Origin of the sequence: Mesorhizobium erdmanii USDA 3471 (assembly GCF_000472705.1) — a bacterium.
Classification (GTDB): domain Bacteria; phylum Pseudomonadota; class Alphaproteobacteria; order Rhizobiales; family Rhizobiaceae; genus Mesorhizobium; species Mesorhizobium erdmanii.
The window spans coordinates 44,393-67,921 of sequence record NZ_AXAE01000016.1; the positions used below are offsets into that span (position 1 = coordinate 44,393).

The 23,529-nt window shown below is 60.9% G+C and carries 26 protein-coding genes; 9 read left to right on the forward strand and 17 right to left on the reverse strand.

Annotation, left to right across the window (positions count from 1 at the left end; genetic code table 11):
* Nucleotides 1-38: 38 nt before the first annotated feature.
* On the forward strand, nt 39-998 hold the full coding sequence (locus tag A3AU_RS0113230) for a LysR substrate-binding domain-containing protein (RefSeq protein ID WP_027053261.1): 960 nt from the start codon (nt 39-41) through the stop codon (nt 996-998).
* A gap of 65 nt (nt 999-1,063) precedes the next feature.
* On the forward strand, nt 1,064-1,654 hold the full coding sequence (locus A3AU_RS0113235) for a GNAT family N-acetyltransferase (RefSeq protein WP_027053262.1): 591 nt from the start codon (nt 1,064-1,066) through the stop codon (nt 1,652-1,654).
* 41 nt (nt 1,655-1,695) lie between these two features.
* Here A3AU_RS0113235 and A3AU_RS0113240 read toward each other — a convergent pair whose 3' ends face one another.
* Entirely contained in the window at nt 1,696-2,208 is a 513-nt protein-coding gene (locus A3AU_RS0113240; RefSeq protein WP_027053263.1) for a DinB family protein, read from the reverse strand.
* A gap of 64 nt (nt 2,209-2,272) precedes the next feature.
* Here A3AU_RS0113240 and A3AU_RS0113245 point away from each other — a divergent pair, with 64 nt between their 5' ends.
* Nucleotides 2,273-2,965: a glutathione S-transferase family protein gene (locus tag A3AU_RS0113245; RefSeq protein ID WP_027053264.1), complete on the forward strand. Its 693-nt coding sequence runs from the start codon at nt 2,273-2,275 to the stop codon at nt 2,963-2,965.
* An 80-nt stretch (nt 2,966-3,045) separates the two neighbouring features.
* Here A3AU_RS0113245 and A3AU_RS0113250 read toward each other — a convergent pair whose 3' ends face one another.
* Complete coding sequence (locus A3AU_RS0113250) at nt 3,046-3,309, reverse strand: DUF2934 domain-containing protein (RefSeq protein WP_027053265.1); 264 nt, start codon at nt 3,307-3,309, stop codon at nt 3,046-3,048.
* Between the two features lie 451 nt (nt 3,310-3,760).
* On the opposite strand from A3AU_RS0113250, the gene ndk reads away from it, so the two are divergent.
* The gene (gene ndk / locus A3AU_RS0113255; protein ID WP_010915217.1) at nt 3,761-4,183 is read left to right on the forward strand and encodes a nucleoside-diphosphate kinase; all 423 of its coding nucleotides are present in this window, start codon (nt 3,761-3,763) and stop codon (nt 4,181-4,183) included.
* A gap of 60 nt (nt 4,184-4,243) precedes the next feature.
* Here ndk and A3AU_RS0113260 read toward each other — a convergent pair whose 3' ends face one another.
* The 6 genes from A3AU_RS0113260 to A3AU_RS0113285 all read right to left on the reverse strand — a co-directional run bounded on the left by A3AU_RS0113260 (nt 4,244) and on the right by A3AU_RS0113285 (nt 9,393).
* The gene (locus A3AU_RS0113260) at nt 4,244-5,008 is read right to left on the reverse strand and encodes a YbaY family lipoprotein (RefSeq protein WP_027053266.1); all 765 of its coding nucleotides are present in this window, start codon (nt 5,006-5,008) and stop codon (nt 4,244-4,246) included.
* Between the two features lie 112 nt (nt 5,009-5,120).
* Nucleotides 5,121-5,600, reverse strand: coding sequence for a molybdenum cofactor biosynthesis protein MoaE (locus A3AU_RS0113265; RefSeq protein ID WP_027053267.1), 480 nt, complete (start codon nt 5,598-5,600; stop codon nt 5,121-5,123).
* 5 nt (nt 5,601-5,605) lie between these two features.
* Nucleotides 5,606-5,863: a molybdopterin converting factor subunit 1 gene (moaD, locus tag A3AU_RS0113270; protein WP_027053268.1), complete on the reverse strand. Its 258-nt coding sequence runs from the start codon at nt 5,861-5,863 to the stop codon at nt 5,606-5,608.
* Between the two features lies 1 nt (nt 5,864).
* Complete coding sequence (gene pgsA / locus A3AU_RS0113275) at nt 5,865-6,461, reverse strand: CDP-diacylglycerol--glycerol-3-phosphate 3-phosphatidyltransferase (RefSeq protein ID WP_010915213.1); 597 nt, start codon at nt 6,459-6,461, stop codon at nt 5,865-5,867.
* A gap of 101 nt (nt 6,462-6,562) precedes the next feature.
* On the reverse strand, nt 6,563-8,632 hold the full coding sequence (gene uvrC, locus A3AU_RS0113280; protein ID WP_027053269.1) for an excinuclease ABC subunit UvrC: 2,070 nt from the start codon (nt 8,630-8,632) through the stop codon (nt 6,563-6,565).
* Nucleotides 8,629-9,393 carry an SDR family oxidoreductase gene (locus tag A3AU_RS0113285; RefSeq protein ID WP_027053270.1) on the reverse strand — a complete coding sequence of 255 codons (765 nt, stop codon included), beginning with the start codon at nt 9,391-9,393 and terminating at the stop codon, nt 8,629-8,631. The genes uvrC and A3AU_RS0113285 overlap by 4 nt, the downstream gene beginning before the upstream one ends.
* Before the next feature lie 413 nt (nt 9,394-9,806).
* Here A3AU_RS0113285 and A3AU_RS0113290 point away from each other — a divergent pair, with 413 nt between their 5' ends.
* The gene (locus tag A3AU_RS0113290; protein ID WP_027053271.1) at nt 9,807-10,463 is read left to right on the forward strand and encodes an outer membrane protein; all 657 of its coding nucleotides are present in this window, start codon (nt 9,807-9,809) and stop codon (nt 10,461-10,463) included.
* 217 nt (nt 10,464-10,680) lie between these two features.
* Here the strand turns inward: A3AU_RS0113290 and A3AU_RS0113300 are convergent, their stop codons facing one another.
* Nucleotides 10,681-11,277 carry a glutathione S-transferase family protein gene (locus A3AU_RS0113300; protein ID WP_027053272.1) on the reverse strand — a complete coding sequence of 199 codons (597 nt, stop codon included), beginning with the start codon at nt 11,275-11,277 and terminating at the stop codon, nt 10,681-10,683.
* Nucleotides 11,278-11,694: 417 nt separating this feature from the next.
* Entirely contained in the window at nt 11,695-12,105 is a 411-nt protein-coding gene (locus A3AU_RS1000000137850; RefSeq protein ID WP_209444648.1) for a hypothetical protein, read from the reverse strand.
* Nucleotides 12,106-12,746: 641 nt separating this feature from the next.
* Here A3AU_RS1000000137850 and A3AU_RS0113310 point away from each other — a divergent pair.
* Complete coding sequence (locus tag A3AU_RS0113310; RefSeq protein WP_027053273.1) at nt 12,747-13,058, forward strand: transcriptional regulator; 312 nt, start codon at nt 12,747-12,749, stop codon at nt 13,056-13,058.
* Between the two features lie 140 nt (nt 13,059-13,198).
* On the opposite strand, the gene A3AU_RS0113315 is transcribed toward A3AU_RS0113310, so the two are convergent.
* From A3AU_RS0113315 to A3AU_RS0113325, 3 genes are all read right to left on the reverse strand, one after another.
* Entirely contained in the window at nt 13,199-13,651 is a 453-nt protein-coding gene (locus A3AU_RS0113315; RefSeq protein ID WP_027053274.1) for a hypothetical protein, read from the reverse strand.
* 142 nt (nt 13,652-13,793) lie between these two features.
* Nucleotides 13,794-14,642: a 23S rRNA (adenine(2030)-N(6))-methyltransferase RlmJ gene (locus tag A3AU_RS0113320; protein WP_027053275.1), complete on the reverse strand. Its 849-nt coding sequence runs from the start codon at nt 14,640-14,642 to the stop codon at nt 13,794-13,796.
* 63 nt (nt 14,643-14,705) lie between these two features.
* Complete coding sequence (locus A3AU_RS0113325) at nt 14,706-15,311, reverse strand: hypothetical protein (RefSeq protein ID WP_027053276.1); 606 nt, start codon at nt 15,309-15,311, stop codon at nt 14,706-14,708.
* A 108-nt stretch (nt 15,312-15,419) separates the two neighbouring features.
* On the opposite strand from A3AU_RS0113325, the gene A3AU_RS1000000136845 reads away from it, so the two are divergent.
* The 3 genes from A3AU_RS1000000136845 (at nt 15,420) to galE (ending at nt 18,323) form a co-directional block, all read left to right on the forward strand.
* The gene (locus A3AU_RS1000000136845; protein ID WP_245235473.1) at nt 15,420-15,797 is read left to right on the forward strand and encodes a hypothetical protein; all 378 of its coding nucleotides are present in this window, start codon (nt 15,420-15,422) and stop codon (nt 15,795-15,797) included.
* A 457-nt stretch (nt 15,798-16,254) separates the two neighbouring features.
* The gene (locus A3AU_RS0113335) at nt 16,255-17,295 is read left to right on the forward strand and encodes a UDP-glucuronic acid decarboxylase family protein (protein ID WP_032917317.1); all 1,041 of its coding nucleotides are present in this window, start codon (nt 16,255-16,257) and stop codon (nt 17,293-17,295) included.
* Nucleotides 17,292-18,323 carry a UDP-glucose 4-epimerase GalE gene (galE, locus tag A3AU_RS0113340; protein ID WP_027053278.1) on the forward strand — a complete coding sequence of 344 codons (1,032 nt, stop codon included), beginning with the start codon at nt 17,292-17,294 and terminating at the stop codon, nt 18,321-18,323. Before A3AU_RS0113335 ends, galE begins: the two co-directional genes overlap by 4 nt.
* A gap of 1 nt (nt 18,324) precedes the next feature.
* On the opposite strand, the gene A3AU_RS01000000135380 is transcribed toward galE, so the two are convergent.
* From A3AU_RS01000000135380 to A3AU_RS0113360, 4 genes are all read right to left on the reverse strand, one after another.
* The gene (locus A3AU_RS01000000135380; RefSeq protein ID WP_032917351.1) at nt 18,325-18,741 is read right to left on the reverse strand and encodes a hypothetical protein; all 417 of its coding nucleotides are present in this window, start codon (nt 18,739-18,741) and stop codon (nt 18,325-18,327) included.
* Nucleotides 18,742-19,122: 381 nt separating this feature from the next.
* Nucleotides 19,123-19,875 (reverse strand): DUF995 domain-containing protein, encoded by a 753-nt coding sequence (locus tag A3AU_RS01000000135385; protein ID WP_245235474.1) that lies wholly within the window; start codon nt 19,873-19,875, stop codon nt 19,123-19,125.
* 222 nt (nt 19,876-20,097) lie between these two features.
* Nucleotides 20,098-20,409, reverse strand: a complete 312-nt coding sequence (locus A3AU_RS0113355) for a hypothetical protein (protein ID WP_245235475.1) — start codon at nt 20,407-20,409, stop codon at nt 20,098-20,100.
* Nucleotides 20,410-20,830: 421 nt separating this feature from the next.
* A complete protein-coding gene (locus A3AU_RS0113360; protein ID WP_081709520.1) occupies nt 20,831-23,269 on the reverse strand; it encodes a sulfatase-like hydrolase/transferase in 2,439 nt (812 codons plus the stop codon).
* Between the last annotated feature and the right edge of the window lie 260 nt (nt 23,270-23,529).

A 23,529-nucleotide genomic window follows, 5' to 3' on the forward strand; every position in this document is an offset into this window, starting at 1 on the left:
GCTAGTGCTACCGTAAGCCCAGCTTAAGGTCGAAACCCGTGCGTCTGCTCAGTCAGGTCAACCTCAATTCGCTGAAAATCGTGGAGAGTGCCGCACGCCACGGTAATTTCACGCGCGCCGGCGAGGAGCAGTTCATCACCGCTTCAGCGGTCAGCCAGCGCGTGAAAAGCCTGGAGGATCAGCTGCGCTTCAAGATTTTCCAACGCGGCGGCAATGCAGTATCGCTGACGCCGGAGGGCGAGACCTATGTCTCGCGCGTTCGCGAAGCGCTGGAGCGGATCGTCGCCGCCAGCATGGAAGCGACCGGGCAATCGCAGGAGCATGTGCTGAAAATATCCGTGCTGCCGACCTTTGCCGCGCGCTGGCTGTTTCCGCGCCTGCCGCTGTTCCAGCAGCAACATCCCGATATCGTCATGCGGGTTTCGACGTCCTACGCCACGCACGAGTTCACGAGCTCCGATTTCGATCTCGAAATCCGTTATGGCGACGGCCATTTCAACGGGCTGCCAGCCGACCTTTTGTTTCGGGAAGACCTGACACCGGTGTGCAGCCGCAAACTGTTCCACGAGGTTCTTGGCAACAAGCCGGTGTCGAGGGTGACACCGGACGACCTCAAGCTCTTTACGCTGCTGCATTCCGACACCTGCACCCAGAACTGGCAATCCTGGCTTGGTTTTGCCGGCGCCAGCTTCGTGCTCAGCGAGACCAAAAGCATCTATTTCGACTCGTGCATGATGTCCTACGAGGCGGCCAATGCCGGAATGGGCTTTGCCGTCGCCAACCGCGCCTATATGGCCAGCGACATTCGCGGCGAGAGACTGGTCGCGCCCTTTGCTGTCCACCATCCGAACACCGCCGGTTGGTACTTTGTCGCCCCCCACAAGAGCCTTGCCGCACGCAAGGTGCTGCTGTTCAAACAATGGGTCATGGCGGAGGCGGCGCTGACGCAACGCCAATTGGATAGCGACGTCAGGGATTTGGCTTCCGAGGCTGTCTGAAATTCAGATCCGCCTTCAATAGCCCGCCGATGACCGCCTGCCAGAAAATTGAGGACCATCGGTCAATGGACATCCAATCCAGGCAACCTGCTCTGGTCGGCGAAATCGTCGAGCTCAAGCCCCTTCGTCAGGAGCATTCGCAGGGACTTCTGAGCGCGGCCACGGACGGCGAGCTGTGGAATCTGAAGGCCACCGTGGTCCCAGGGCCAACCACGATCGACGGCCATATCGCCACCGCCCTGGCTGGCCGGCAGACCGGGACTGTCATGCCTTATGCAATCGTCCTGCGCAGCACGGGACGGATCTGCGGGAGCACACGGTTCTGGAAGATCGATCGCACGAACCGAAAGTTGGAGATTGGGCACACATGGCTCGCCAGTTCGGTTCAGCGATCGGGGGTCAATACCGAGGCTAAATACCTTCTACTTGCCCATGCTTTCGAGGTCATGGAGTGTGTTCGCGTGCAGTTCACCACGGACGAACTGAACGACGCTTCGAGAGCCGCCCTCCTGCGGATAGGCGCAAGGCAGGAAGGGATCATTCGCAATGAGCGGATCATGCCGGACGGCCGGAAACGCAATTCCGTCCGTTTCAGCATCATCGATTCCGAATGGCCTAACGTGAAGGCAATGCTGCAGCAAAAAATGCGGCGATAGCCAGCGCCGACCGCTCGGCGCAAAGCGAGAACAATCAGGAGTCAGGCGAAGGCCCTTCCCTCCTCCGTGCGCTGGAAATGCGCCAGGTCGAGCGTTACGGACGGGCGGCCCAGAACCGTCAGGATCATATGGGCCTGGCCGCGATGATGGGTCTGGTGGTTGAAGACGTGCGCCAGGGCGGGCGCAAGGCGCTGGGAGACGGTGCGCATATCCGACACCGTCATATAGGTGAAGCGGCCTGTCAGCGCCTTGTCGCTCAAGCCTGCGAGCCAGTCGATAATCCGCCGGTCCTCCGCCTCGCGCGCCAACCGCAGCTTGGGCAAGGCCCGGTGCAGTATGGCGTCCAGCGCCGTCGGCGCGTCGCCTTCGCCGGTGAAGCGCTTCATCCAGATGCGGTCGGCGGCGAGCAGATGGTTGAGCGTGCCCATCAGAGACCCGAAGAAGGCACCGACATCGCGATTGAATTCCTCGTCGTCGAGATCGGCGGCGGCATCATAGATGCGGCCATTGGCCCATTGATTGTAGGCGGCAAACATCGTGAAGTGCTGTTTCATTTTTTCTCCCGCCGGCCCGTTTCGGGTGTCGGGCGATACCTAGACCGCAAAGGCACCCGCGCCAATGACCATTCTGCTTTACGATCTCGTCGGGCGTGACGAGAGCCGCCCGTTCAGCCCGCATTGCTGGAAGGCAACGATGGCATTGGCGCACAAGGGCCTCGATGTCTCGACCGCGCCGACGCGTTTTCTGGAGGTGCCGACGATCGAAGGCGGCGCGTCGAAAACCGTTCCGGTGATCCGCGACGGCGACAAGGTCGTCACCGATTCCTTCGCCATCGCGCTCTATCTCGACGAGGCCTATCCGGACCGGCCGACGCTGTTTGGCGGCGAAGGCGGCAAGGCGATGGCGCGCTTCATCGAGCGCTGGTCGCAATTGACCATTCATCCCTACATCACCACCGCCGCGCTCGTCGACCTCCATGCCATGCAGGACGAGCGCAATGCCGTGTATTTCCGCCAAAGCCGGGAGCAACGCTTTGGCAAGAAGCTGGAAGACGTCGTCACGGCCCGTGACGCCGGGCTGACAGCCTTCCGGGCCGCGCTCGAGCCGCTGCGCTCAATGCTGGGCTACCAGCCTTTCATCGGCGGCGCGTCGCCGCTGTTTGCCGACTATATCGTGTTCGGCGCGCTGCAATGGGCGCGCGTGGCGACGCCGTATCAATTGCTCGACGATGGCGACGTCGTGGCTCAGTGGTTCGCCCGCTGCCTCGACCTGCATGGCGGGCTGGGGCGAAAGATTGCGGCGGCGGCGTGACGGCGGCAAAACGCCTGCCCTGCCCGCAAGGCAGCTGGGCCATCAATCCGTTGCGAAAATCAGCGGCGGGACAGCCGGCCTTACTTGGCCGCCTTTTTTGGCTTGCCGGTCTTCGGCTTGCTGGCCTTCGCCACCGGCTTTTCTTCCTTGGGGGCGGCCTTTGCCTTGCCGGCGGCAGATACCTTCTTGGCTGGCTTGGCCGGTTTGCCCGCGTCCTCCCGCTCGATGTCGGCGGCCGCCTGGTGCCAATGGCGTTCGTGGTGACCGGCCGGTTGCCCTTCTTCCTGCCAGATCTGATGGGCGCGATTGCGAATGCGCTCCTGACGATCGTCGGTCATGGTCATGTTGTCTCCATTCGGGCCGACTTCAGCGCGGCGCCGACACGCGACTATAGCAAGCAAAGCGTTGCTGTGCAGCCGTTCTGATCTTGCTCCGGAAAGCCAACAATCGGCTTTCCGTCCGCTTCGCGGACCTGTTCCGGCCCTTCGCTCGCGCTCCGGGCTGTTGTCGCTCCGGAAAGCCAGCAATCGGCTTTCCGTCCGCTTCGCGGACCTGTTCCGGCCCTTCGCTCGCGCTCCGGGCGTTCGTCGCTCGCAAAGCCAAGCAATTGGCTTTCCGTCCGCTTCGCGGACCGGTTCCGGCCCTTCGCTCGCGCTCCGGGCGTTCGTCGCTCGCAAAGCCAAGCAATTGGCTTTCCGTCCGCTTCGCGGACCGCTCCTCACCCCCTTGGCAATGGGCTGGGCGGCTTGTATAGAGCCCGCCACTCTCGATTCCATTCCAAGACAAGGACGACCCATGGCGCTCGAACGCACCTTTTCCATGATCAAGCCGGACGCAACCCGGCGCAATCTCACCGGCGCCATCACCAAGATGCTCGAAGATGCCGGCCTGCGCGTCATCGCTTCGCGCCGGGTGTGGATGAGCCGCCGCGAGGCGGAAGGTTTCTACGCCGTCCACAAGGACCGCCCGTTCTTCGGCGAACTGGTCGAGTTCATGTCGTCGGCACCGACGATCGTCCAGGTTCTGGAAGGCGAGAACGCCATTGCCAGGAACCGCGAAGTGATGGGCGCCACCAACCCGGCCAACGCCGCCGAAGGCACCATCCGCAAGGTGCATGCTCTGTCGATCGGCGAGAATTCGGTGCACGGTTCCGATGCGCCGGAAACCGCCGCGCAGGAAATCAAGTACTGGTTCTCGGACACCGAGATCGTCGGCTGAGCCGACACGGCCAAGCCTCATGTGAAAGGCCGGCACCTCGCCGGCCTTTTTCATTGGCGATCAGCTCGCGGCGCTGAAGCGCAGGATCTCGCGGCCATCCTTGCCTGATATTGCGAGCTTGCCAGCTTCGACCTTGTAGGACGCCGCCTTGGCCAGTGCATCGAACAAGGCCTTTTCCTCGGCCATCACCTCCGGTGCGCAAGCCATATAGGTCGAGCCGATGTCGCTAATAGCGATGGTCTGGCCATCGACCTTGGCCGTGGCAAAATAGGTGTTGCAAGGGCCACGGCCGCCGGCCTTGCCGGCTTCGCTGACCCTGAACGTCGCCTGCGGCGCGGCGATGGCGCCGACACCGTCGACATAGTCGATCACCCAGAGCTGACCAAAGACGGAAACCGCCGGCTCGCTGGTGGATGCCACCATCTTCAGCATGATGGTCTGCGGCGCGTCGGTCAGCGGATCGACCTGGTGGCGTACGTCGGAGATGAACATCAGCTTGCCGTCGACAGTGATGCGCGCCTGCAGCGCATAAGTCATTTGCGGCCGGATCACCGAGGGGTCGAACTTGATCTCGAAGCTGATCGGCACCTGGCCGCCTGGCTTGACGGTCTGCTCGCCGATGATCCTGGCCGGCGCATCGGCCAGCGAGACATCGGCAAGCTGGACGGACAGCACGGCGCTAGGCGGCAGGGCGATGCGTTCACGATAGATCACCTCGCCCCGCACCGTCTTTTCGGCGGCCACGGACTGTTCCGGCACAGCCAGGATGCCGACAACCAGCGGCACCAAACCGAAGACGAAAAACTCCGCGAGTCTGTCCAGCATGACCACCTCCGTTGCCCCGGGTCGCCAACGCCCGGGGCCGCCAACGCCCGAGCTGATCACCTCGCGCAATTTGGCCAAAGGATTGCGGTCAATGCATGGCTGCGACAGGGATTTATTCGGATGACGATTTCCAGCGCTTCGCCGCCTGGGTGTCGGCGTCCTTGGCTTCGACCCAGCCGCCTTCGGAGCCATCGACGCGATGCTCCTTCTTCCAGAAGGGTGCCCGCGACTTGAGGTAATCCATGAGAAAGTTCGCCGCTTCGAACGCAGCCTGGCGATGCGCCGAGGCGGACACCACCAGCACGATGTTCTCGCCCGGGCGAATCTTGCCATGGCGGTGGATGACGGTGAGGCCTTGCAACGGCCAGCGCCGAACCGCCTCGGTGGCGATGCGACCGATCTCGGCCTCCGCCATGCCGGGATAATGCTCGAGCTCCAGTGCCGAGAGCGCGCCCTGCTCGTCGCGGCACAGGCCGGAGAAAGAAACCACGGCGCCAATGTCGGCGCGGCCTTGCGTCAGCCCGGCGATCTCGGCGGCGACGTCGAAATCCTGGCGCTGGATGCGCACGCTCGGCACCAGGGCGGCCGGCATGAGTGTCAGCCCCCGGTCATCGGCGGGAACAGGGCGATCTCGCGCGCGCCCGCAATCTTCTCGCGATGATCGACATGTTCCTGATTGATGGCAACCCGGATCACGTCGGGATATTGCAGCGCGTGCTCGTAGCCTTCGCCGCGCGATTGCAGCCAGCGCAAGAGGTCGGCGACAGTCTCGATGCCGGCGGGCAATTCGACGTCTTCTTCCGATGTGCCGATCCGCTCGCGCACCCAGGCGAAATAGATGAGACGGGTCATCATCTCACTCATCCATGATGTGCTTGAGGCCGGCGCGGAAATAGTCATAGCCGGTGTAAAGCGTGACGAGCGCGGCGATCCACAGCAGCACCAGGCCGGTCTGCGTCGTCAGCGGGAATATCTTGTCGCCGGCCGGCCCCGCCAGCAGGAAGGCGATGGCGACCATCTGGATAGTGGTCTTCCACTTGGCAAGCTGCGTCACCGGCACCGAGACCTTGAGCGCGGCCAGATATTCGCGCAGGCCGGAAACCAGGATTTCGCGGCACAGGATGATGATCGCCGCCCACAGCGACCAGCCGGCAATGCCGGCATGGCGGTCGGTGTCGGCCGCCAGCAGCAAAAGGCACGTGGCGACCAAGAGCTTGTCGGCGATCGGATCGAGCATCTTGCCGATGTTGGAGGTCTGCTGCCAAGCGCGTGCAAAATAGCCGTCGAAATAGTCGGTGACGGACGCCAGCAGGAAAATAACCAGCGCCGACCAGCGGGCGAAGTCGCTCGATTTCAGATGGCCTTCCAGAAAAAAGCACAGCACGACCAGCGGCACCGCGATGATGCGGGCATAGGTCAGCATGTTGGGCAGGTTGAACGCGCGCTGGGCCATGTCGTGAAGGACTCTCTCTGCCTGCGTACTCAAATCAGAAGCTGATGTAGGGGGTCAACAGGCCAAAATCGATTGGCCAGATGAAAATAGCGCCCTGGCCGTCAGCTCTCGTGGAAATGATTGTAGACCAGTTTGGCCACCTGCTCGGAAATGCCGTCGACCTTGACAAGATCCTCGACCGCCGCACGGCTGACCGCCTTGGCGGTGCCGAATGCCAACAGCAGCGCCCGCTTGCGGCCTGGACCGATGCCGGCGATCTCATCGAGCGGGCTCTTGACCATCTCCTTCTTGCGGCGCGCCCGGTGCGAACCGATGGCAAAGCGATGGACCTCGTCGCGGAGCCGCTGAACGAAATAGAGCACGGGATCGCGCACCGGTAGCGAAAACGAGTCCCTGCCCCTGACGAAAAAACGCTCGCGACCGGCATCGCGGTCCTGCCCCTTGGCGATGCCGATGGCGACAACGCGATCCTCGATGCCGAGATCCGAGAGAATCTTGCGAACCGCCGTCATCTGGCCCTGGCCGCCATCGATCAGGATGACGTCGGGCCAGGCCGGGAAACTGCCGGAAATATCGTCTTCGATGTCATCACGCGCTTCGCCCGAGGCCGCATCATCGGGCACCGCAACGTCGCCATGCTCCTTGAGCAGCCGCGAAAAGCGGCGCTCCATCACCTCGCGCATCATGCCGAAATCGTCGCCCGGCGTGATCTCGGTCGACCGGATGTTGAATTTCCGGTACTGGTTTTTGACAAACCCTTCCGGTCCCGCGACAACCATGGCGCCGACCGCATTGGTGCCCATAATGTGCGAGTTGTCGTAGACCTCGATGCGCACCGGCGGCTTCGCCAGGCCGAAGGTCTCGGCGAAACCGGCAAGCAGCCGCCCTTGCGTCGATGTTTCGGCCAGCCTGCGACCCAACGCCTCACGCGCGTTCTGCAAGGCGTTGTCGGTCAGATCCTTCTTCTCGCCGCGCTGCGGCACCGAGATCGCCACCTTGCGGCCGGCGCGGGTGGAGAGCGCCTCGGCCAGCAGTTCCTGGTCCTCGACACCGTGCGACAGGAGGATGGCGCGCGGCGTCGGCTTGTCGTCATAGAACTGCGCCAGGAACGAGCCCAGCACTTCGGCGGCTTCCAGCGCCGGATCGGCCTTGGGGAAATAGGCGCGATTGCCCCAGTTCTGGCCGGTGCGGAAGAAGAACACCTGGATGCAGACTTGGCCGCCTTCCTGATGAATGGCAAAGACGTCGGCCTCGTCGACGGTCGCCGGATTGATGCCCTGATGGCTCTGCACATGCGACAGGGCGGCCAGGCGGTCGCGATAGATGGCGGCGCGTTCGAAGTCGAGGTCTTGCGAGGCCTGCTGCATGGCGGCCGAAATTTCGGTCTTCACCTTCTGGCTGCGGCCCGAGAGAAAGTCCTTCGCTTCGGCGACCAATTCGGCATAGCCCTCATGCGAGATTTCGCCGGTGCAGGGCCCGGCGCAGCGTTTGATCTGGTAGAGCAGGCACGGCCGGGTGCGGTTCTCGTAAAACGAGTTTGTGCAACTGCGCAGCAGGAAGGCGCGCTGCAGCGAATTGATGGTGCGGCCGACGGCGCCGGCCGAGGCAAAGGGGCCGAAATAGTCGCCCTTGCGCGACCGCGCGCCGCGATGTTTGTAAATGCCGGGCGAGACATGGTCGCCAGTCAGGAGAATATAGGGGAACGACTTGTCGTCCCGCATCAGAACGTTGAATCGCGGCCGCAAGCGCTTGATGAGATTGGCTTCGAGCAGCAGCGCTTCGATCTCGGTGCGGGTGACGACGAACTCCATCGTCGACGTCTCGCGCACCATGCGGCCGATGCGGTTGGTGTGGAAGCGCCCTTGCGCGTAGTTGGTGACGCGCTTCTTCAGGCTGCGCGCCTTGCCGACATAGAGCACGTCGCCGGCGGTGTTCATCATGCGGTAGACGCCGGGCGCATTGGGCAGCCGCTTGACCAGCGTCTGGATCACCTCGGCGCCGACCATGCCTTCGGCGTCGCCGGCATGCGGCGTCCAGTCGATGGCCGTGAAGGCGACATCCGGGCCGGCAGGTTCGACGATCTCCTCGAGCGCCTCGTCCTCGAGGTCGATTTCGGGAGGAAGATCGTCGGCGCCGCCGCGCGCCTTGTTCTTGTGATCCAAAGGACTCATTCCGTCATGCCTGTCACATCGGGCGTCTGCCATGCAAGATGCTGGCCGCCATCGAGCGCGATCATCTGGCCGGTGACCGAGCGTGCCTGCCAGAGATAGCGGATGGTGGCGCCGAATTCCGGCAATTCCGGGCCGCGCTTGAGGATCAGGCCTGCGACTTGCGCATCGAAATCGGAATCGTCCTGGCGCACATTCTTCAGCGTCGGCCCCGGACCGATTGCGTTGACACGAATGCATGGGCCGAGCGCCTGCGCCAGCATCTGCGTCTGGGTCCACAACGCGGATTTGGACAGCGCATAGGAGAAATAGCGCGGCGTCGGCCGCCAGACGCGTTGATCGATGATGTTGACGATCAGCCCGTCGCGCCCTTCGGACAAGGCATCGGCGAAATTCCGCGCCAACAGTGCCGGGGTTTTCACATGGATGGCAAAGTGGCGGTCCCAGGCCTTCCAGTCGAAATCCTCAACGGAATCGTCGACGAAGAGCGAAGCATTGTTGACCAGCAGCGAGATTGGGCCGAGCGCGGCTTCAGCCTGGCCAATGAGATCGGTGACGGCGTCCATGTCCGTCAGGTCGGCGCTCACCACGGCAGCGCGGCCGCCAGATTGGTTGATCTCGGCGGCCAAGGCATCCGCCTCACCGCGCGAGCGATTGGCGTGGATGGCTACAGCAAAACCATGACTGGCGAGGTCTTCGACGATTGCCTTGCCGATCCGTTTCGCCCCGCCCGTCACCAGCGCCGCGGCAGTGGCCTTGCTCATCTCGTGTCAACCCTCAATTTCGGCTCGAAAAAACGATGCCGACGAAATATGGCCCGCCATGCGTTAAACAGCGTTCGCTCCTGGGGCAGCATTGTGGCGAAAGGCCCGGTTCGGCATGCCGACTCGTCTTGGACTAGCGACCGCCGAACCGCAATATAGGACGCCGGAGTCCTTGCACCAAGCGGTGTGCAGCGCAGCATGAAATGGCTGCTGACAATTCGCTGTTGCGAAGATGCAACGTCAAGGTTCTGCCTCATTCGCGCCGGGGAATGACCCAAGTTCAGGTTCGCTTCAGCCGCATTTTGACACGACATTTGGAACCGACGAACGCCAGATCCGTTTCACCCCCCGGACGGGTTGATGGCGATCGTGAGAAACAAGCCTGTGTCCTGTGGCTTAAGGAGTAAAGAACAATGCAAGCCAATCTCAAATTCGCAAGGCCGCTGGCCGTTGCGCTCGGGCTCTTCGCCCTCGGTGGTACCGCTTATGCTGCGGACGTCGTTCAGGAAGAGCCGCCGGCACCCGCCCCGGTTGCCGAACTGCCTGTAGCATCTTGGGCCGGCCCCTATGCCGGTCTGAACGTTGGCTATGGCTTTAGCGGCCGTACCAAGGAAAAGGATTTCGGCGTTTCGACCGACACCAAGGGTTTTGTCGGAAGCGTCTTCGGCGGCTACCAGTGGCAGCAGGAGAACTTCGTGTACGGTGGTGAAGCCGAACTCGGCTACAACGGCGTCAAGGGTGACGACAACGGAATCCACTCGAAGGGCGGCTTCGAAGGCTCGTTGCGTGCCCGTCTTGGCTACGCTGTGACCCCGGAAATCCTGCTCTACGGCACCGGCGGTCTCGCCGGCAGAAGCCTGAAGGTGGAAGACTCCGTCATTCCGGCCAGCGACACCGCTACCATGCTCGGCTGGACCGCCGGCGTCGGCACCGACATCAAGCTGACCGACAATGTGTTCGGCCGCGTCGAGTATCGCTACACCGACTTTGGCTCGAAGAGCTTCGACGGTATCGGCAAGGTCAAGGCGACGGACAACCGCGTCACCTTCGGCGTCGGTATGAAGTTCTAAGTCGTTCAAGCCACGACACGAAAGAGCCGGGCCTCGCGCCCGGCTTTTTTATTATCCAAGATGTTTTCAGATCGTTCGCTGCTTAGTCTTCGCCAGCAGCGCTTCGACGAACCGGAGCGCAAGATCAACCCAAAGCTCCGAGTTCGTTCGCGCCGGCTGTGCCTTCCGGCGAGACATGGACATAGCCTCCATCTTACGCCCGCGATTGAGACGACTCTCACGCCGGAATCGCGGACGTCAATTCCGGGAATTTTTCGTCGAAGCGCGCCGCCCAGCGGGTCAACCGGCCGCGGCCCTTTTCCCATTTGCCGGCGAAACGCAGCGAGAGATAGCCGAGGCAGGCACGCAAAGCCATCTGCCCGGCGGTGATCTTCTTCGGCAGTTTAGGCGGGTTGGCATTGAGCAGATCGAGCGCGGCGGTGATCTTCGTCCATTGCCGGTCGAGCCAGGGCTGATAGACCATCTCCTCAGGCCGGGTGCGGCGCTCATAGACCATCGACAGCGCGCAATCGCAGATGCCGTCGGCCAGCGCCTCCAGCACTTCCGCTTCCAGCCGCTTGTCGGGATTGCGCGGGAACAGCGCGCTCTTCGAAATCCGGTTGAGGTGCTGGGTGATGGCGCGGCTGTCGTGTACCGAACGGCCATCGTCGAGCACCAGCACCGGGATCTTGCCGAGCGGATTTGCTCCGGTCAGCTCCGTCGGTTTGTCCTCGGTCTTGACCGCCACCAGATCGATCGCGACGCCGGCATAGGCCGCGGCCATCCTTACCTTGGAGCTATAGGGAGAGGTGGATGCGTAGAGCAGCTTCGGCATGATCGGTTTCCTGTTTGCAGGCATCCAGTGTTGACTGGACAGGCGCTCGCGATCAATCGCCAGAGGGCAAGAAAACAACAGCCAAAAACCGGTTGCGGTTTCCGCTCCAGACATCATCGACAAGCCTACAGACTGGTACGCTGGAAAACGCCAGCGAACGACTAGGCAGGCTGACGGTACTCTGCGGTCGCATCTCACAAGCCTCACGGCGTTGCGCCGAGGCCTTCGCCAATCGCGGCAGGAATACAATCCAAAGAGCGAGCGAGGCAGCCAACCGGCGCCTCGCTTTGCTTGCCCCTCGGTCCCATCCCGATGTTCAGCCCTCAGGGCTGAACCCGCTGCCGGACTTGCTTCGGTCCAGTGCGTCAGAGCGTCCTTGCCAGGTCCCGAGGGAAAGGCGACGCCCCAACGACCGGTCTACTTCTTGGCCGGAGCCTTCGCCTTCGCAGGCGCTGCCTTGGCCTTCGGCGCGGCGGCCTTCTTCACCGCGGGCTTGGTCGCGGCAGCGGCTGCTTTCATGGCCGGCTTTGCTGCTGCTTTCGCGGCTGGCTTCGCTGCTGCCTTCGCGGCTGGCTTCGCTGCTGCCTTCGCGGCGGGCTTTGCCGCTGCCTTGGCGGGCGCGGCCTTCTTGGCCGCGGGTTTCGCCACGGCCTTGGCCGCAGGCTTCTTCGCCGGTGCGGCCTTAGCCGCCGGCTTTGCCGCTGCCTTGGCGGGCGCCGCCTTCTTCACGGCGGGCTTCGCCACGGCCTTGGCCGCAGCCGGCTTCTTGGCCGGTGCTGCTTTCGCTGCGGGCTTTGCTGCCGCCTTCGCAGGCGCTGCTTTCTTCACTGCTGTTGCGGCCTTCGCCGCGACTGCTTTTGCGGGTGCTTTCTTTGCCGGTGCCTTGGATGCCGGCGCTTTAGATGACTGCTTAGCCATGTCATGCCCCTTCACGTTATGCCGATGGCCGTGAATGACCCCGGCGCGCAATGCATATCTGACTCGCGGCTCGCTAGCCAGCGAAGCAATGGTATGATTTTCTCAGCTTAAATTTTCGTTGAGATCGAGACACGATCGCACTCATCATCGCGAAAATCCGCTGTTGATCTTCTGATATCGTCAGCAATTTCACGTAGGCATTCTCGATGCGGAGCCACCATGAAGCTCAGAAGATTAGCGAGCAGCTTCGCGCACGATCTTCGGCCGCGAATATCGCGACCTGCCACCTCGTCGAGACGTTCATCTTCTGTATTTGAACAGTCCATGCGGATCACGATCGCGACGCAACGACCGATCTGACGATCACCTTGTCAAGCATACGTTCGTCACTTGCGGTGAGTTGACGGATAACTCTGCACAGCAGAGTATTCTGCAAGAGAAAAGTTGGGCGCGTTGATTTCGACCGCACCAAGGCAAGTGACACGATCGCCGCGCGCGACCGCCAAATGGCATGGCAACGGCCCAGGGCTTTGCCGCAGTGGAGCCGAACGATGAGTGCCGACGAGATCATCCATCAGATTACACGGCTGCGGATCATGGCCGTCCTGAACACGCTGGAAAGGCGCGAGGCGCTGGAGTTTACCCAGTTGAAGGCCATGATCGAAACCACTGATGGAAATCTCGGAGCACATCTCGATACGCTGGCGAGAGCAGGCTATGTCGACGTTGAAAAGCTTTTCGTCGGGCGGCGGCCGCAGACCCGGGTCAAGGCAACGACGATTGGGCGGCGGGCCTTTCGCGGTCACATTGCCTTTCTTCGCAAGATCATCGATCAGGCCGAGGCCGGGCAACGCAGGAAATAGGACTGCGATCGAGCGATCTCCAAATTCACACTCTGCTGGCGTTTGTCCGGGATAGGGATCGCGCCTCCTGTCAACACAGCAAGACGCCTGCGGTTGATCGAACCGCAGGCGCCCAAGCCATCGAGAATGGAAAGTTGCGTCTAGCGCAGGACGCGGCAGCGGCCGTTATAGACCATCCAGCGGTCGAAGCCCGCGACGCAGAACTCGACATTGTCGCCGATCGAGGCAAAGCCCTGGCCTTCCTCGATCAGATACCAGATGGTGCGGGCGCGGCCGTCGGAGAGACTGACGGTGGCGCCGCAATAGCGGCGGCCGATCGGCCAGGTGTCGTTGGCCGGCAGGTAGCGGTGCTGGTGGATGCGCTGGAAGTCGGTGATCTGCACGTCCGGCAGATGCGGCACGTGATGCACCTGGTAGGAGAAGCGGCTGGTGATCTTGCTCAGCACCCAGGGCTGCCCGCAGACGCCGCCATCGTCATCGGAATAGACGCCAAGGTCGGCCGCCTGCACCGCCTGGGTCACGCCGAGAGGCACGGCAAGCGGGGTGCAGAGCGAAATCAGGGCGGCAAGGGCGGATTTGGCGAAGCGAGTCATGACAGCCTCTCAAGGTCGATTGCCCGCACTGTGCGGATTCGCTTGGCGGCGGTCAAGCGGTTGTATTTGTCTTGGTTTCCAGCTCTAAAATCGCCATAACCAGAAGTGGTGCTTCCGGCGAAGGTCGCGGACGTCGCTACGCCTACTCCCCGGCCAGCCATTCCAGCGACCAATGCGCCGGCTTTTCCAAGGCGAGCAATCTGTGCAGGGCCGGCAGCACGGTTCGCAATTCGCCTTCCAGCGTGAAGGGCGGGTTGACCACGATCATGCCGCTGCCATCGAGGCTGGGCTCCGAAGAGGCCGGCCTGATCTCGAATTCTATGTCGAGGATTTTCGGGATGCCGGATTGCTTCAGCGCCTTCCTGAAGGCGATGACCGCCTTGCGGTCCTTGATCGGATACCACAGCGCATAGAGGCCGCCGGGCCAGCGCTTGTAAGCCCTTGTGAGCCCGTCGACGAGACGACCGAACTCGCCCTCCTCTTCGAAGGGAGGATCGATGAGCACCAGGCCACGCTTCTCCTTCGGCGGCAGATGCGCTCCGAGCGCCAGCCAGCCGTCGAGTTCCATCACCCTCACCTGGAAATCGCCGGCGAATTCCGCCTTCAGCTTCGCGGCGTCCTTCGGGTGCAGTTCGATCGCCGACAACCTGTCCTGCTTGCGCAGGAGATGACGCGCGAGCAGCGGCGAGCCCGGGTATTTCTTCACGCCGCCTTCGGCATTGAGCGACCGAACCGCCTCCAGATAGGGCGCCAGCAGGGCGCCCGCCTTCGCCTCGAACGAGGCGCCGATCAGCCTGCCGATGCCGCCCTGCCATTCGCCGGTCTTCTGCGCCTCGACCGACGAAAGATCGTAGCGGCCTATGCCGGCATGGGTGTCGACGACGCGAAACGCCTTGTCCTTCTGCTTGAGATAATCGAGCAGGCGCGTCAGCACGACATGCTTGACGACATCGGCGAAATTGCCGGCATGATAGGCGTGGCGGTAGTTCATGATCTGTTGCCGTTACACATGTCGTTGCCCCAAAAACCGCTGCACACTTTCGGGCGACATGCGTCAACCCCTGCCCCAGCGCGGCGGCGGTGGTTGCGAATTCGGATTCTCCGGCCGGCTGCCGCCAGAACGCAACGAAAACAGGAAGCCGATCAAACCAATCGCCATCAGCGAGAAGCCAACCGGCCGCGCACGCCGGTCGGTTTCGCCGACGCCGGAGCGCAAGACGAGATCGACCGCCCGCATCGGGATGTCTTCGGCATCGCCCGGACCGACGGTGAAGACATAAGGACCTGAATTGATGGTGGCGATAACGCCGGCCTCGTCGCGAAAGATCTTGTCGGGCAGCTGCGGGCTGACCTGGCGCGGGGTGTCGGCATGGTTGAATTGCAGTGTCGAGGCAAGCACCGTGCGGCCGTTGCTGGCGGCGGTCAGCGTCAACACTGTGCGCTGTTGCGAAACGATGCGTTCGGCCCGCGCGGTCAGGTCGACCAGGACCCGCACCGGCGCGTCACGACCCGAGAGCGACACGGTCAACGGCTTGAAGCGGCCCTGCTCGTAAACGCGCCAGGTGCCGATCTCATGGCCGGAGAAATTGGTCATTGCCCAGGGATAGAGGATGCCGACACCGAGGCCGGCGAGCAGGATCAGGACAAACAGAAAGCGCATTCAGACAGCCACCTTGTAATCATACCTTGCGGGCCAACCGGCCCGCGCCGGCAGCGTCGCGCAGGCGCTCCATCTCGTCCAGCAGCATGTCGATCCCGAGCTCGAATCGTGTCTGCCTATCGCATTCCTTCATCCGCGCCCTCTTCCATACGCCACACCTTGCTGCTCGCCGCCGGCGGTGCGCTGATGCTGGCCGCGGTATCTGCCCATGCGGACGACTACGATGCAACGCTCAACGAAATCCAGTCGACCATGGGCGGCGTGCCGAGCTTCGTGAAACAGGTGCCCAAAGCCGGTCTGCCCGGAGCCTGGGCCGAGGTCAAGGCGGTCGAACCCGATGACAAGCCGGTACTGCCGCCAAAGGTCAAGCCGCTGACCTCGCTGGCAGTGGCGGCGCAGATTCCGTGCACTTACTGCATCTGTCGGACACGCAGGACGCCAAGCGCGCCGGCGCCACCGGCGAGGAGATCCAGGAGGCCGTGTTGATCTTCGTGCCGCGGCTACCAAAGACCCCGACATTGCGTCAAATAGCCAATCCAAGCTCCTGATCTGCAACGAGTATCCGTTCTCGGACGAAGGCCGTCAGGCGTTGCCGGCTCAAACCCATTCGAGGGTTAACCATTTGCAAATTGTTATGGTTAAGGAACCACTAATTTAGTTGACTATGTTCTCCACAGGTATATTTTTGTGGCGTTGGGATGTGCAATTTGGGCGAGCAATCGACGATGGTGGCACTGGGCGTGTGATCGCGATTTTGGGTCGTGGAGACGGGTGAGCGACGTCACGTAAACCGTGCGGCGTAGGCTCGCCAAACCCAAAGAACAATTAACGCACATCAATGTTGGCAAATCCGCTGATGTGGAGGGTTTGTCTCGTTCTCAAGGCGTAGCTGGGCTGTTTGTCCCGGCTCGGCGGTAGCGTACGCGTTGCGTAAGGGGTAAGCATGAACAAGGTCATCAAGGTCCTGAAACTGGGATCCGGAATCGGTCAAAGGGAGTCCCACCAAAAACGACGTCGCGCCCTGGTTGCCGGGGGCGCGGGCTTCCTGGGGTCGCATCTGTGCGAACGGCTTTTGCGGGATGGGTATGACGTCGTCGCCATGGACAATTTCCACACCGGCAAGAGATACAATCTCAGCGCCCTTCTGCGTGATCCCAGATTCACCTGCATCGAGCATGACATCATCGATCCGCTGCCTGCGGACCTCGATTTCGACGAAATCTACAATCTGGCCTGCCCTGCCTCTCCGCCGCACTACCAGGCGGATCCGATCCATACGTTCAAGACCAGCGTTCTCGGTGCGCTGAACCTGCTGGAACTCGCGCGCCGGAACAACGCCAAGATTTTTCAGGCCTCGACCTCCGAGGTCTACGGCGACCCGTTCGTGCACCCACAACCCGAGAGTTATTTCGGCAACGTCAACACGCATGGTCCGCGGTCCTGCTATGATGAAGGCAAGCGTTCGGCAGAAACCCTGTTCTTCGACTATTCGCGGACCTATGGCCTCGATATCCGCGTCGCCCGCATATTCAACACCTACGGCCGCCGCATGCAGCCCGATGACGGGCGCGTGGTTTCGAACTTCATCGTCCAGGCGCTGCGCGGTGAGGACCTGACCGTCTATGGCAGCGGCCAGCAGACCCGCTCCTTTTGTTACGCCGACGACCTTATCGAGGGCTTCATGCGACTGATGAATGCGCCGCATGCGCCCGCCCATCCGGTCAATCTCGGCAACCCAGGCGAATTCACGATCATGGAACTGGCGACGCTGGTCGTCAGCTACACCAACTCCAGATCGAAGATCGTGTATCGGCCACTGCCGGTCGACGATCCGAGGCAACGCAAGCCGGACATTTCCTTCGCCAGGGACAATCTCGGTTGGGAGCCGAGGATCAACCTGGCCCAGGGGCTCGAGCACACCGTCGACTATTTCGACACCCTGCTTTACGGCAGCCGGAGGTTCACCGGAGCAGCCGCTTCATGAGCCGACCGGCGATCCTGGTGACAGGTGGAGCGGGCTTCATCGGCAGTCATACCTGCAAGCTGCTGGCGGCGGCCGGCTATCTGCCCGTGGCGTTCGACAATCTATGCCGCGGCAACCGGAAATCCGTCGCCTGGGGTCCGCTGGTCGTTGGCGATATTCGGGATCCGGATGCGCTCCGAGCGGCGATCAGGACCTACCGGCCGACATCGGTCATCCACTTCGCGGCACTGGCCTATGTCGGGGAATCCGTTAACGAGCCGGCGGACTATTACTCGACCAATGTGACCGGCACCATCGCCATGCTCGACGCGGCACACGCACACGGCATCGACAACATCATCTTCTCCAGCAGTTGCGCAACCTACGGCGTGCCGGAGGCGTTGCCCATTCGCGAGACCTCTTCGCAAAATCCGATCAGCCCTTACGGGCGCACCAAGCTGATGGGAGAACAGATCATTGGCGACTATGCATCCGCCTATGGGATGGAGTTTGCGATCCTGCGCTATTTCAACGCCTGCGGTGCCGATCCTGACGGCGAGCTCGGCGAATGGCATTCACCCGAAACGCATCTGGTTCCCCGGGTGCTGATGGCGGCGTCGGGCATCATCAACGAAATCGAGGTCTTCGGCACGGACTATGACACGCCGGACGGCACCTGCGTGCGCGATTATATCCACGTCAGCGATCTGGCCCGCGCCCACCTGATAGCGCTCCAGCACCTCGAGGGCGGCGGACAAAGCCTGGCGGTCAACCTTGGCACCGGGCGGGGCATATCCATCAAGGAGATCATACAGGCGGTCAGCCGAATAACCTCACGACCGGTTCCTGCCGTCTTCAGGCCCCGGCGCCCGGGAGATCCGGCCGAACTCTATGCCGATCCGGGCAAGGCACGCGCGCATCTTGGCTTCGTTCCGCAGCTTTCCGACATCGACACGATCGTCAGAACCGCGGCCCCCTTCTTCGGGCTGCAGACGAAACCTTCGAAACTGCCGTCAAGCGATGCGGCGACACCCGTCGCCGCTCGATAGGTCAGAGATAGCGGGGGTGGCAACTGGCGAGCCGGCCAAATCCACTCGGGCTGCAGATATAGGGCGCACTGCCCAGCAGCGGACCACCATCGCCAGGGCTGAAAGCGACCTTCACAGGTCCAAGCGTGCGGACCTTGATCGCCTGCGGTGACGAAAAAGCGTATGTACTCCCAGTCGACGGCGCCGTGCTCGTCATTAGAATCTCAGGGTCGGCTCTAAGCGTATGAACCTGATACATGACGTAGATCGGCTGGACGGCGGGTTTGCTGCGGAGCGGATGAACGACAGGTTCGATGAAGACCGCATCGGTTCGGGCCGCATCGAGACCCTGACAACCCGAAATCATCGCCACAGCCGCGACGATACATAAATTGTATTTGGCAGGACGCAATGCGTGCATTGCGAAATTGACCATCATGTATCCCCTCCTGTCGAGCCGAGAGCGCGTTGCGACATGGTATTCTTTGGCCACATTCACGCTGATGAGCAACCACTCAAACCAGCATCGCACAGAAATATTAGAATGCGCTTATAAGTTATACCGTGCGAATGCCTGACGTCTCGCCGTTCTGTAAAATCGAACGCAATAGTACGCCGGGAACTTCGGAAAGGCGTTGACGAGTTACGATATGCGATTCGCGAGTTCCCCGACAGGCGCGCGGCAAAAGCAGCCCACTGTCAAAACAGGGAAAGACTTGAGGTCTGCTGCCCCGCCATGTGGCCAAATCGAAACGCACAATCGCAGGTAGCGTCAACGCGGGTAGGAGGCAGATCGGCTCGATATGAACCGAAACACGACCTAATTCTTGGCATCAATCAGCTTGCGTGTCTCTTCGAACTGCGCGCCTTTGGTGTCGCCCGCTTCGAATTTCCGATATTCGTCGGAAGGATCCTCGGGGGCTCGTTTGAAGCTGTACCACTCCCCATTCGGCTCCTTGCGTTGCTCGATGGCTCCATCCTTTATGCGGTGGCCGTAGCAGGTGCGTTGCTGCTTGCCCTTGTAGCTCTTTGACCGCCAGGCGACCTCCATGCACATCTTGCCGTCGTTGGTGACCAGCCACCTGCCTTCGGCGACAGAGGCTGAATCCGGCGCCGACGTCCACGCCCGCAAGGGTCGCCCGGTCTGTCCGAAATAGGCCGCTCCATCTTTCCACAGCCATGTGCGGTCGGAGTAGAGAAGCTGCAACTCAAAAGCCGTCGGCACGTTGGCGGCAGCTTCCACAGGCTTGGGCTTTTTTTCGTTGACCGCGTGAGCGGGTCCGGCAAGTGCCAACTGGCCACAAACAACCAGCAGAGGCACAAGCCATATGTGCCGGGCAGACTGGCCGCGCCCCGCCCCTCCAGCTGTACGTGGCCAAGGCAATCTGGTCGAAGCTGTCGGCACAATCAGCGGTCGCATTTCGATTTTCGCATCTCGATCCAGCGTAGCGCCGACACGATCATGACCCAGGACGCGCCACCACGGAGCGTTCTCCCTATCCACGCAACACGTGGCCGCGCGGCCAGCAGCTTGGCATACGAGCATTAACAGCCGGGCAAAGACCGATGTCAACCTTTTGCGCCGTAGCGAGGCGCTTCAGGCCGAGGGGTCAACAGTCTGTAAAACAGGCCGACGTGAGACTTCGACCTCAAGCAACGACGGCCGATCGAAGACGGTTCAAACGCATATGTCGATTGGTATCGGCGCCAATGAAAATCCGGGCGCGAGGGGTGGCCGGCGCGGCCCACGCCGCCTCACCACTCACGCCCGGATTCCGTCCCCGCGGAACTCTTGCTAACGCGCGCGGCAGGTCGCGCGCTGGCCAAATCCACTCGGACCGCAGATCCACGGGGAATGACCAAGGAACGGGCCACTATTGCCCAGCTGGAAAGAAACCTTCACTGGCGCCGGCGTGACGATCCTGGCCGGTTGCGGCCGCACGAAGGCGGCGTAGGCAGTCTCGGTCGTACGTGTCACGCTGGCCGTCTGCATGAGACGCTGGCGGCTGAACACATGGTTCCGCTTCTTGCCGACGTAGTGGATCTTCTTGCCGGGCGCATGCGCCACGGGCTTGGCGGCGAGCGAACCGGTCGTGGTCGCGTCCATGCTCTGGCAACCGGAAACCATCGACATCACCGCAACGGCGGCTAAAGACCAGGCATTGTTTCTGCCTCTAACGGCCAAATCCCTCATGAATTTATTCATCATCTATCCCCTGTCGATAAATGCCATCGATTGGACGCGGAGATATTTATTCTTCGGTGTCTTCCGCGCCGTGCGAACGGTCAACCGCCATTCACATCATGCCCGAATATTAGGGGATACTTATTAAAATTCGCGCAAACGGCGTGGTGAACACCGTATTTGAGCGCTCGATAGGATTTTACTAAAATGCTATCGGAGTGGATGACCGAGCGGCAAGACAGCCGTCCATAAGCCGACCGATTTGAGCATCACAACGAACTTTGCAATTCGCATACCGGTAAGCGGCGCTGGCGATGCGACCCGTTTCAAGGTACCCATGGCGCTATATGCACCCCTCGATAAACGGGCCGCTGACCCACAGCGAACCATCATTGAACATGCTGGTCCCGCTGTCGTCGATGAATCCAACGGCCTTGTTGTCGACACGCAGCCGGTTCTTCGGCACCGTCTGGCCATTTACCCTGACACTCCCGACAAACAGGTTGCGATCGCCCGCCTTGCCGACCCCGGCCCAGAGATCGTTGGCATAGCGCAGTTCGATCTTCTGCGGACTCGGCATGGCGCCGAGATTGAAGCGAAACGGTACGGTGTGAGCGGACGCCGCCTTCAACTCCGCCACGATGGCATCAGCGGTGATCGCTTTGCTTTCCACCCCCTGGACTTCCATCTGTCCAACCGGCTCTCCGTCGACCAGGACGTCGAGCCGAGGTGATCCTTCAAAGCTGGTGCCAGCGGCGTCGACCTCAAGGCTGGCGATCCGGCAACGTGCCGTGCTTTTCTCCGCCTGCGCGACCATATCCGCCACGCGCCGCCTCTGCGATTGTACCCACCCGGCGATGGGCCGCAGCAGTTCGCTATGGTCGCCCTCTTCGTCCTTGACGAGATTGACTTTTTCCTTGGGATCAGCCTCGAGATCATACTCCTCGACCTTACCTGTGGACGCGTTGAAGATGACCTTGCGATCATCTTCGCGGTAGCCGAATTGATAACCGCTCCACGGGCTGAAGAAGAATGTCCTATTCGAACGCTGCTTGCTGAACAGGCTGTGGCCCTGCCATGACTTAGGGAGCGGCAAGCCTAGTATGTCAAGGATAGTCGGAGCTATATCGACAATTCCGCCGACGGAATGGACTACATCATCGTGAAAAAGCTGCTTATTGATCATGATGAGGGGAATGTGGACGTTTTCTTCGTATAGCGCACTGGCATGGACGTAGTTACCATGTTCTCCAAATGCCTCGCCGTGATCGCCGAGTATGACCACAAGTGTGGAATCGGGCTTGCCGGACTGCTTGAGTGAATCAAGGATCTGTCCCAGCGCCTGGTCGCCGATTTTCAGCGCATTGAGGTAAGCGTTGAATTTCTCGTCATCCGAGTAGTGAACCTGGACGTTGTCTTTGGACGAAGCAGGCATCGCCGAAAACATAGGACTATCAATCAGATAAGGGTAATGCGTCATAGCGGTGAACATGACTGCAAAGAAAGGATTTTCTGAGTCCGCATTCACCCAGTCGATTGTTGACTGCGCCGTGCAGAGGTCGCTGTTGTAGTCCATGTTCTTCCATTTTTCATCGCTGAGCCTGAATGTGGGAACGTTGCATTTCTGCCCGCGATAATCCTTGACGACGTCCAACCCCCTCTTGAGCAGAAATTCATTCACGCGCTGAAAACGTGAATCCGCACTCCAGAAAAATGCGGTGCGAAAGCCATTCTCGGACAGGGTACTCGAAATCGAACTTAGCGGCAGATCCGGATGACTCGCCGTCATTCCGTAGTACGATATATCGTTGTACATCGAGCTGAACAAAGAGAAAATGGAATATTGAGTAGACGGTGCATGAGCATATACGTTGTCGAAGCGCATCGAATCGGCTGAAAATCTCTTTATATTTGGCGTTACGGGGTATTTACCGCCAAACGTCTCGATATGCCTCGACGGGACTGACTCCATCATGAAAACAAGTACATTCTTGATCGGGTTTGGCGATTGCGCTTTGAAATTGGAGGTTTCCGCCGGCCGTTCTCCAACACTGGCGACGTCTGGATCGCTGGCGTCGACTTTCATGGTGAAAACGACCGGCGAAGGATTGAGCAAGGCAGATTCAACAAAATGCACAATCGGGTTTTCGATTTTTGCCACCGGCAGGGCCGCAGCCTGCAGATAGCGTTCAGTGCCGAACAGTGCCGAGGCAACGCACAGGACTACCAGGCCCAGAAATATCGAGCGGCCGGTTGCCCCTAGCCGCAAGCATAGCCTCGCTGCGGCATACCCCAGGACGAGGACAAGCACTATGGACAAGGACGAAGCCGCAAAGTCCCTCAGATTGAACGCATCGCGCATGGCGCTCTGGGCGTCGGCGTTCTGCAGGAAGTCGCCGTAAACCAGCCATTGGAAAGTGAACGGTTCGCTCAGCATCTTGACGAGATTCACGTTGGCAAAACCCCAACCAAGCAAAACCAAGATCGCAAGATAGAATATGACGACAACGATGCCGGTGCCGAAACCACTTCCCATCGCCAGGAAAAGCAGGACCAAGGTTGCCGCGGTCAGGAATACGACAAAAACCAGGTCATAGTGGCTTGCGGCAATTCCGCTCGGGATTGCGGCGAAAAAGCCTTGTAGCGTCGTTTGCGGGTCGATGATGAAGCTTCGATAGATACCCAAAAGCAGCCAGGAAAACAGTGCGGTGCAAATGATCAGCAAGCTTGCGCGAAAGAAGCGCATGTAACGAAGGGAGCTCGACCGTGTATTGGATTCCATCTGACTGATATCCGTACGTTACTCTCTTGAACACCGAAACAACAAGTATCTGACCCTGTGAAGCAGCAGGCAAGTGCTTGCGCCGCCATCTAAAGTCCCGCTGGCATCTGATCGGTGCCGGATTCACCCCCGGCAAAATGAACGGAGATTTTCTATCAACGGCTGGTTTCAATCCCCGGCGATCGAGACATCATCCCGTGTGTTGCGGCGCTTTGCTTTGGCAATCGGTCCGAGAAGGCGGGCTCACAAGGCTTTTCCGA

Bases quoted from the DNA above. Each gene is read 5' to 3' on its own strand.
- A3AU_RS0113235 (WP_027053262.1), top strand. From the start codon at position 1,064: ATGGACATCCAATCCAGGCAACCTGCTCTGGTCGGCGAAATCGTCGAG.
- A3AU_RS0113240 (WP_027053263.1), bottom strand. From the start codon at position 2,208: ATGAAACAGCACTTCACGATGTTTGCCGCCTACAATCAATGGGCCAAT.
- A3AU_RS0113245 (WP_027053264.1), top strand. From the start codon at position 2,273: ATGACCATTCTGCTTTACGATCTCGTCGGGCGTGACGAGAGCCGCCCG.
- A3AU_RS0113250 (WP_027053265.1), bottom strand. From the start codon at position 3,309: ATGACCATGACCGACGATCGTCAGGAGCGCATTCGCAATCGCGCCCAT.
- ndk (WP_010915217.1), top strand. From the start codon at position 3,761: ATGGCGCTCGAACGCACCTTTTCCATGATCAAGCCGGACGCAACCCGG.
- A3AU_RS0113260 (WP_027053266.1), bottom strand. From the start codon at position 5,008: ATGCTGGACAGACTCGCGGAGTTTTTCGTCTTCGGTTTGGTGCCGCTG.
- A3AU_RS0113265 (WP_027053267.1), bottom strand. From the start codon at position 5,600: ATGCCGGCCGCCCTGGTGCCGAGCGTGCGCATCCAGCGCCAGGATTTC.
- moaD (WP_027053268.1), bottom strand. From the start codon at position 5,863: ATGATGACCCGTCTCATCTATTTCGCCTGGGTGCGCGAGCGGATCGGC.
- pgsA (WP_010915213.1), bottom strand. From the start codon at position 6,461: ATGGCCCAGCGCGCGTTCAACCTGCCCAACATGCTGACCTATGCCCGC.
- uvrC (WP_027053269.1), bottom strand. From the start codon at position 8,632: ATGAGTCCTTTGGATCACAAGAACAAGGCGCGCGGCGGCGCCGACGAT.
- A3AU_RS0113285 (WP_027053270.1), bottom strand. From the start codon at position 9,393: ATGAGCAAGGCCACTGCCGCGGCGCTGGTGACGGGCGGGGCGAAACGG.
- A3AU_RS0113290 (WP_027053271.1), top strand. From the start codon at position 9,807: ATGCAAGCCAATCTCAAATTCGCAAGGCCGCTGGCCGTTGCGCTCGGG.
- A3AU_RS0113300 (WP_027053272.1), bottom strand. From the start codon at position 11,277: ATGCCGAAGCTGCTCTACGCATCCACCTCTCCCTATAGCTCCAAGGTA.
- A3AU_RS0113310 (WP_027053273.1), top strand. From the start codon at position 12,747: ATGAGTGCCGACGAGATCATCCATCAGATTACACGGCTGCGGATCATG.
- A3AU_RS0113315 (WP_027053274.1), bottom strand. From the start codon at position 13,651: ATGACTCGCTTCGCCAAATCCGCCCTTGCCGCCCTGATTTCGCTCTGC.
- A3AU_RS0113320 (WP_027053275.1), bottom strand. From the start codon at position 14,642: ATGAACTACCGCCACGCCTATCATGCCGGCAATTTCGCCGATGTCGTC.
- A3AU_RS0113325 (WP_027053276.1), bottom strand. From the start codon at position 15,311: ATGCGCTTTCTGTTTGTCCTGATCCTGCTCGCCGGCCTCGGTGTCGGC.
- A3AU_RS0113335 (WP_032917317.1), top strand. From the start codon at position 16,255: ATGAACAAGGTCATCAAGGTCCTGAAACTGGGATCCGGAATCGGTCAA.
- galE (WP_027053278.1), top strand. From the start codon at position 17,292: ATGAGCCGACCGGCGATCCTGGTGACAGGTGGAGCGGGCTTCATCGGC.
- A3AU_RS01000000135380 (WP_032917351.1), bottom strand. From the start codon at position 18,741: ATGATGGTCAATTTCGCAATGCACGCATTGCGTCCTGCCAAATACAAT.
- A3AU_RS0113355 (WP_245235475.1), bottom strand. From the start codon at position 20,409: ATGGACGCGACCACGACCGGTTCGCTCGCCGCCAAGCCCGTGGCGCAT.
- A3AU_RS0113360 (WP_081709520.1), bottom strand. From the start codon at position 23,269: ATGGAATCCAATACACGGTCGAGCTCCCTTCGTTACATGCGCTTCTTT.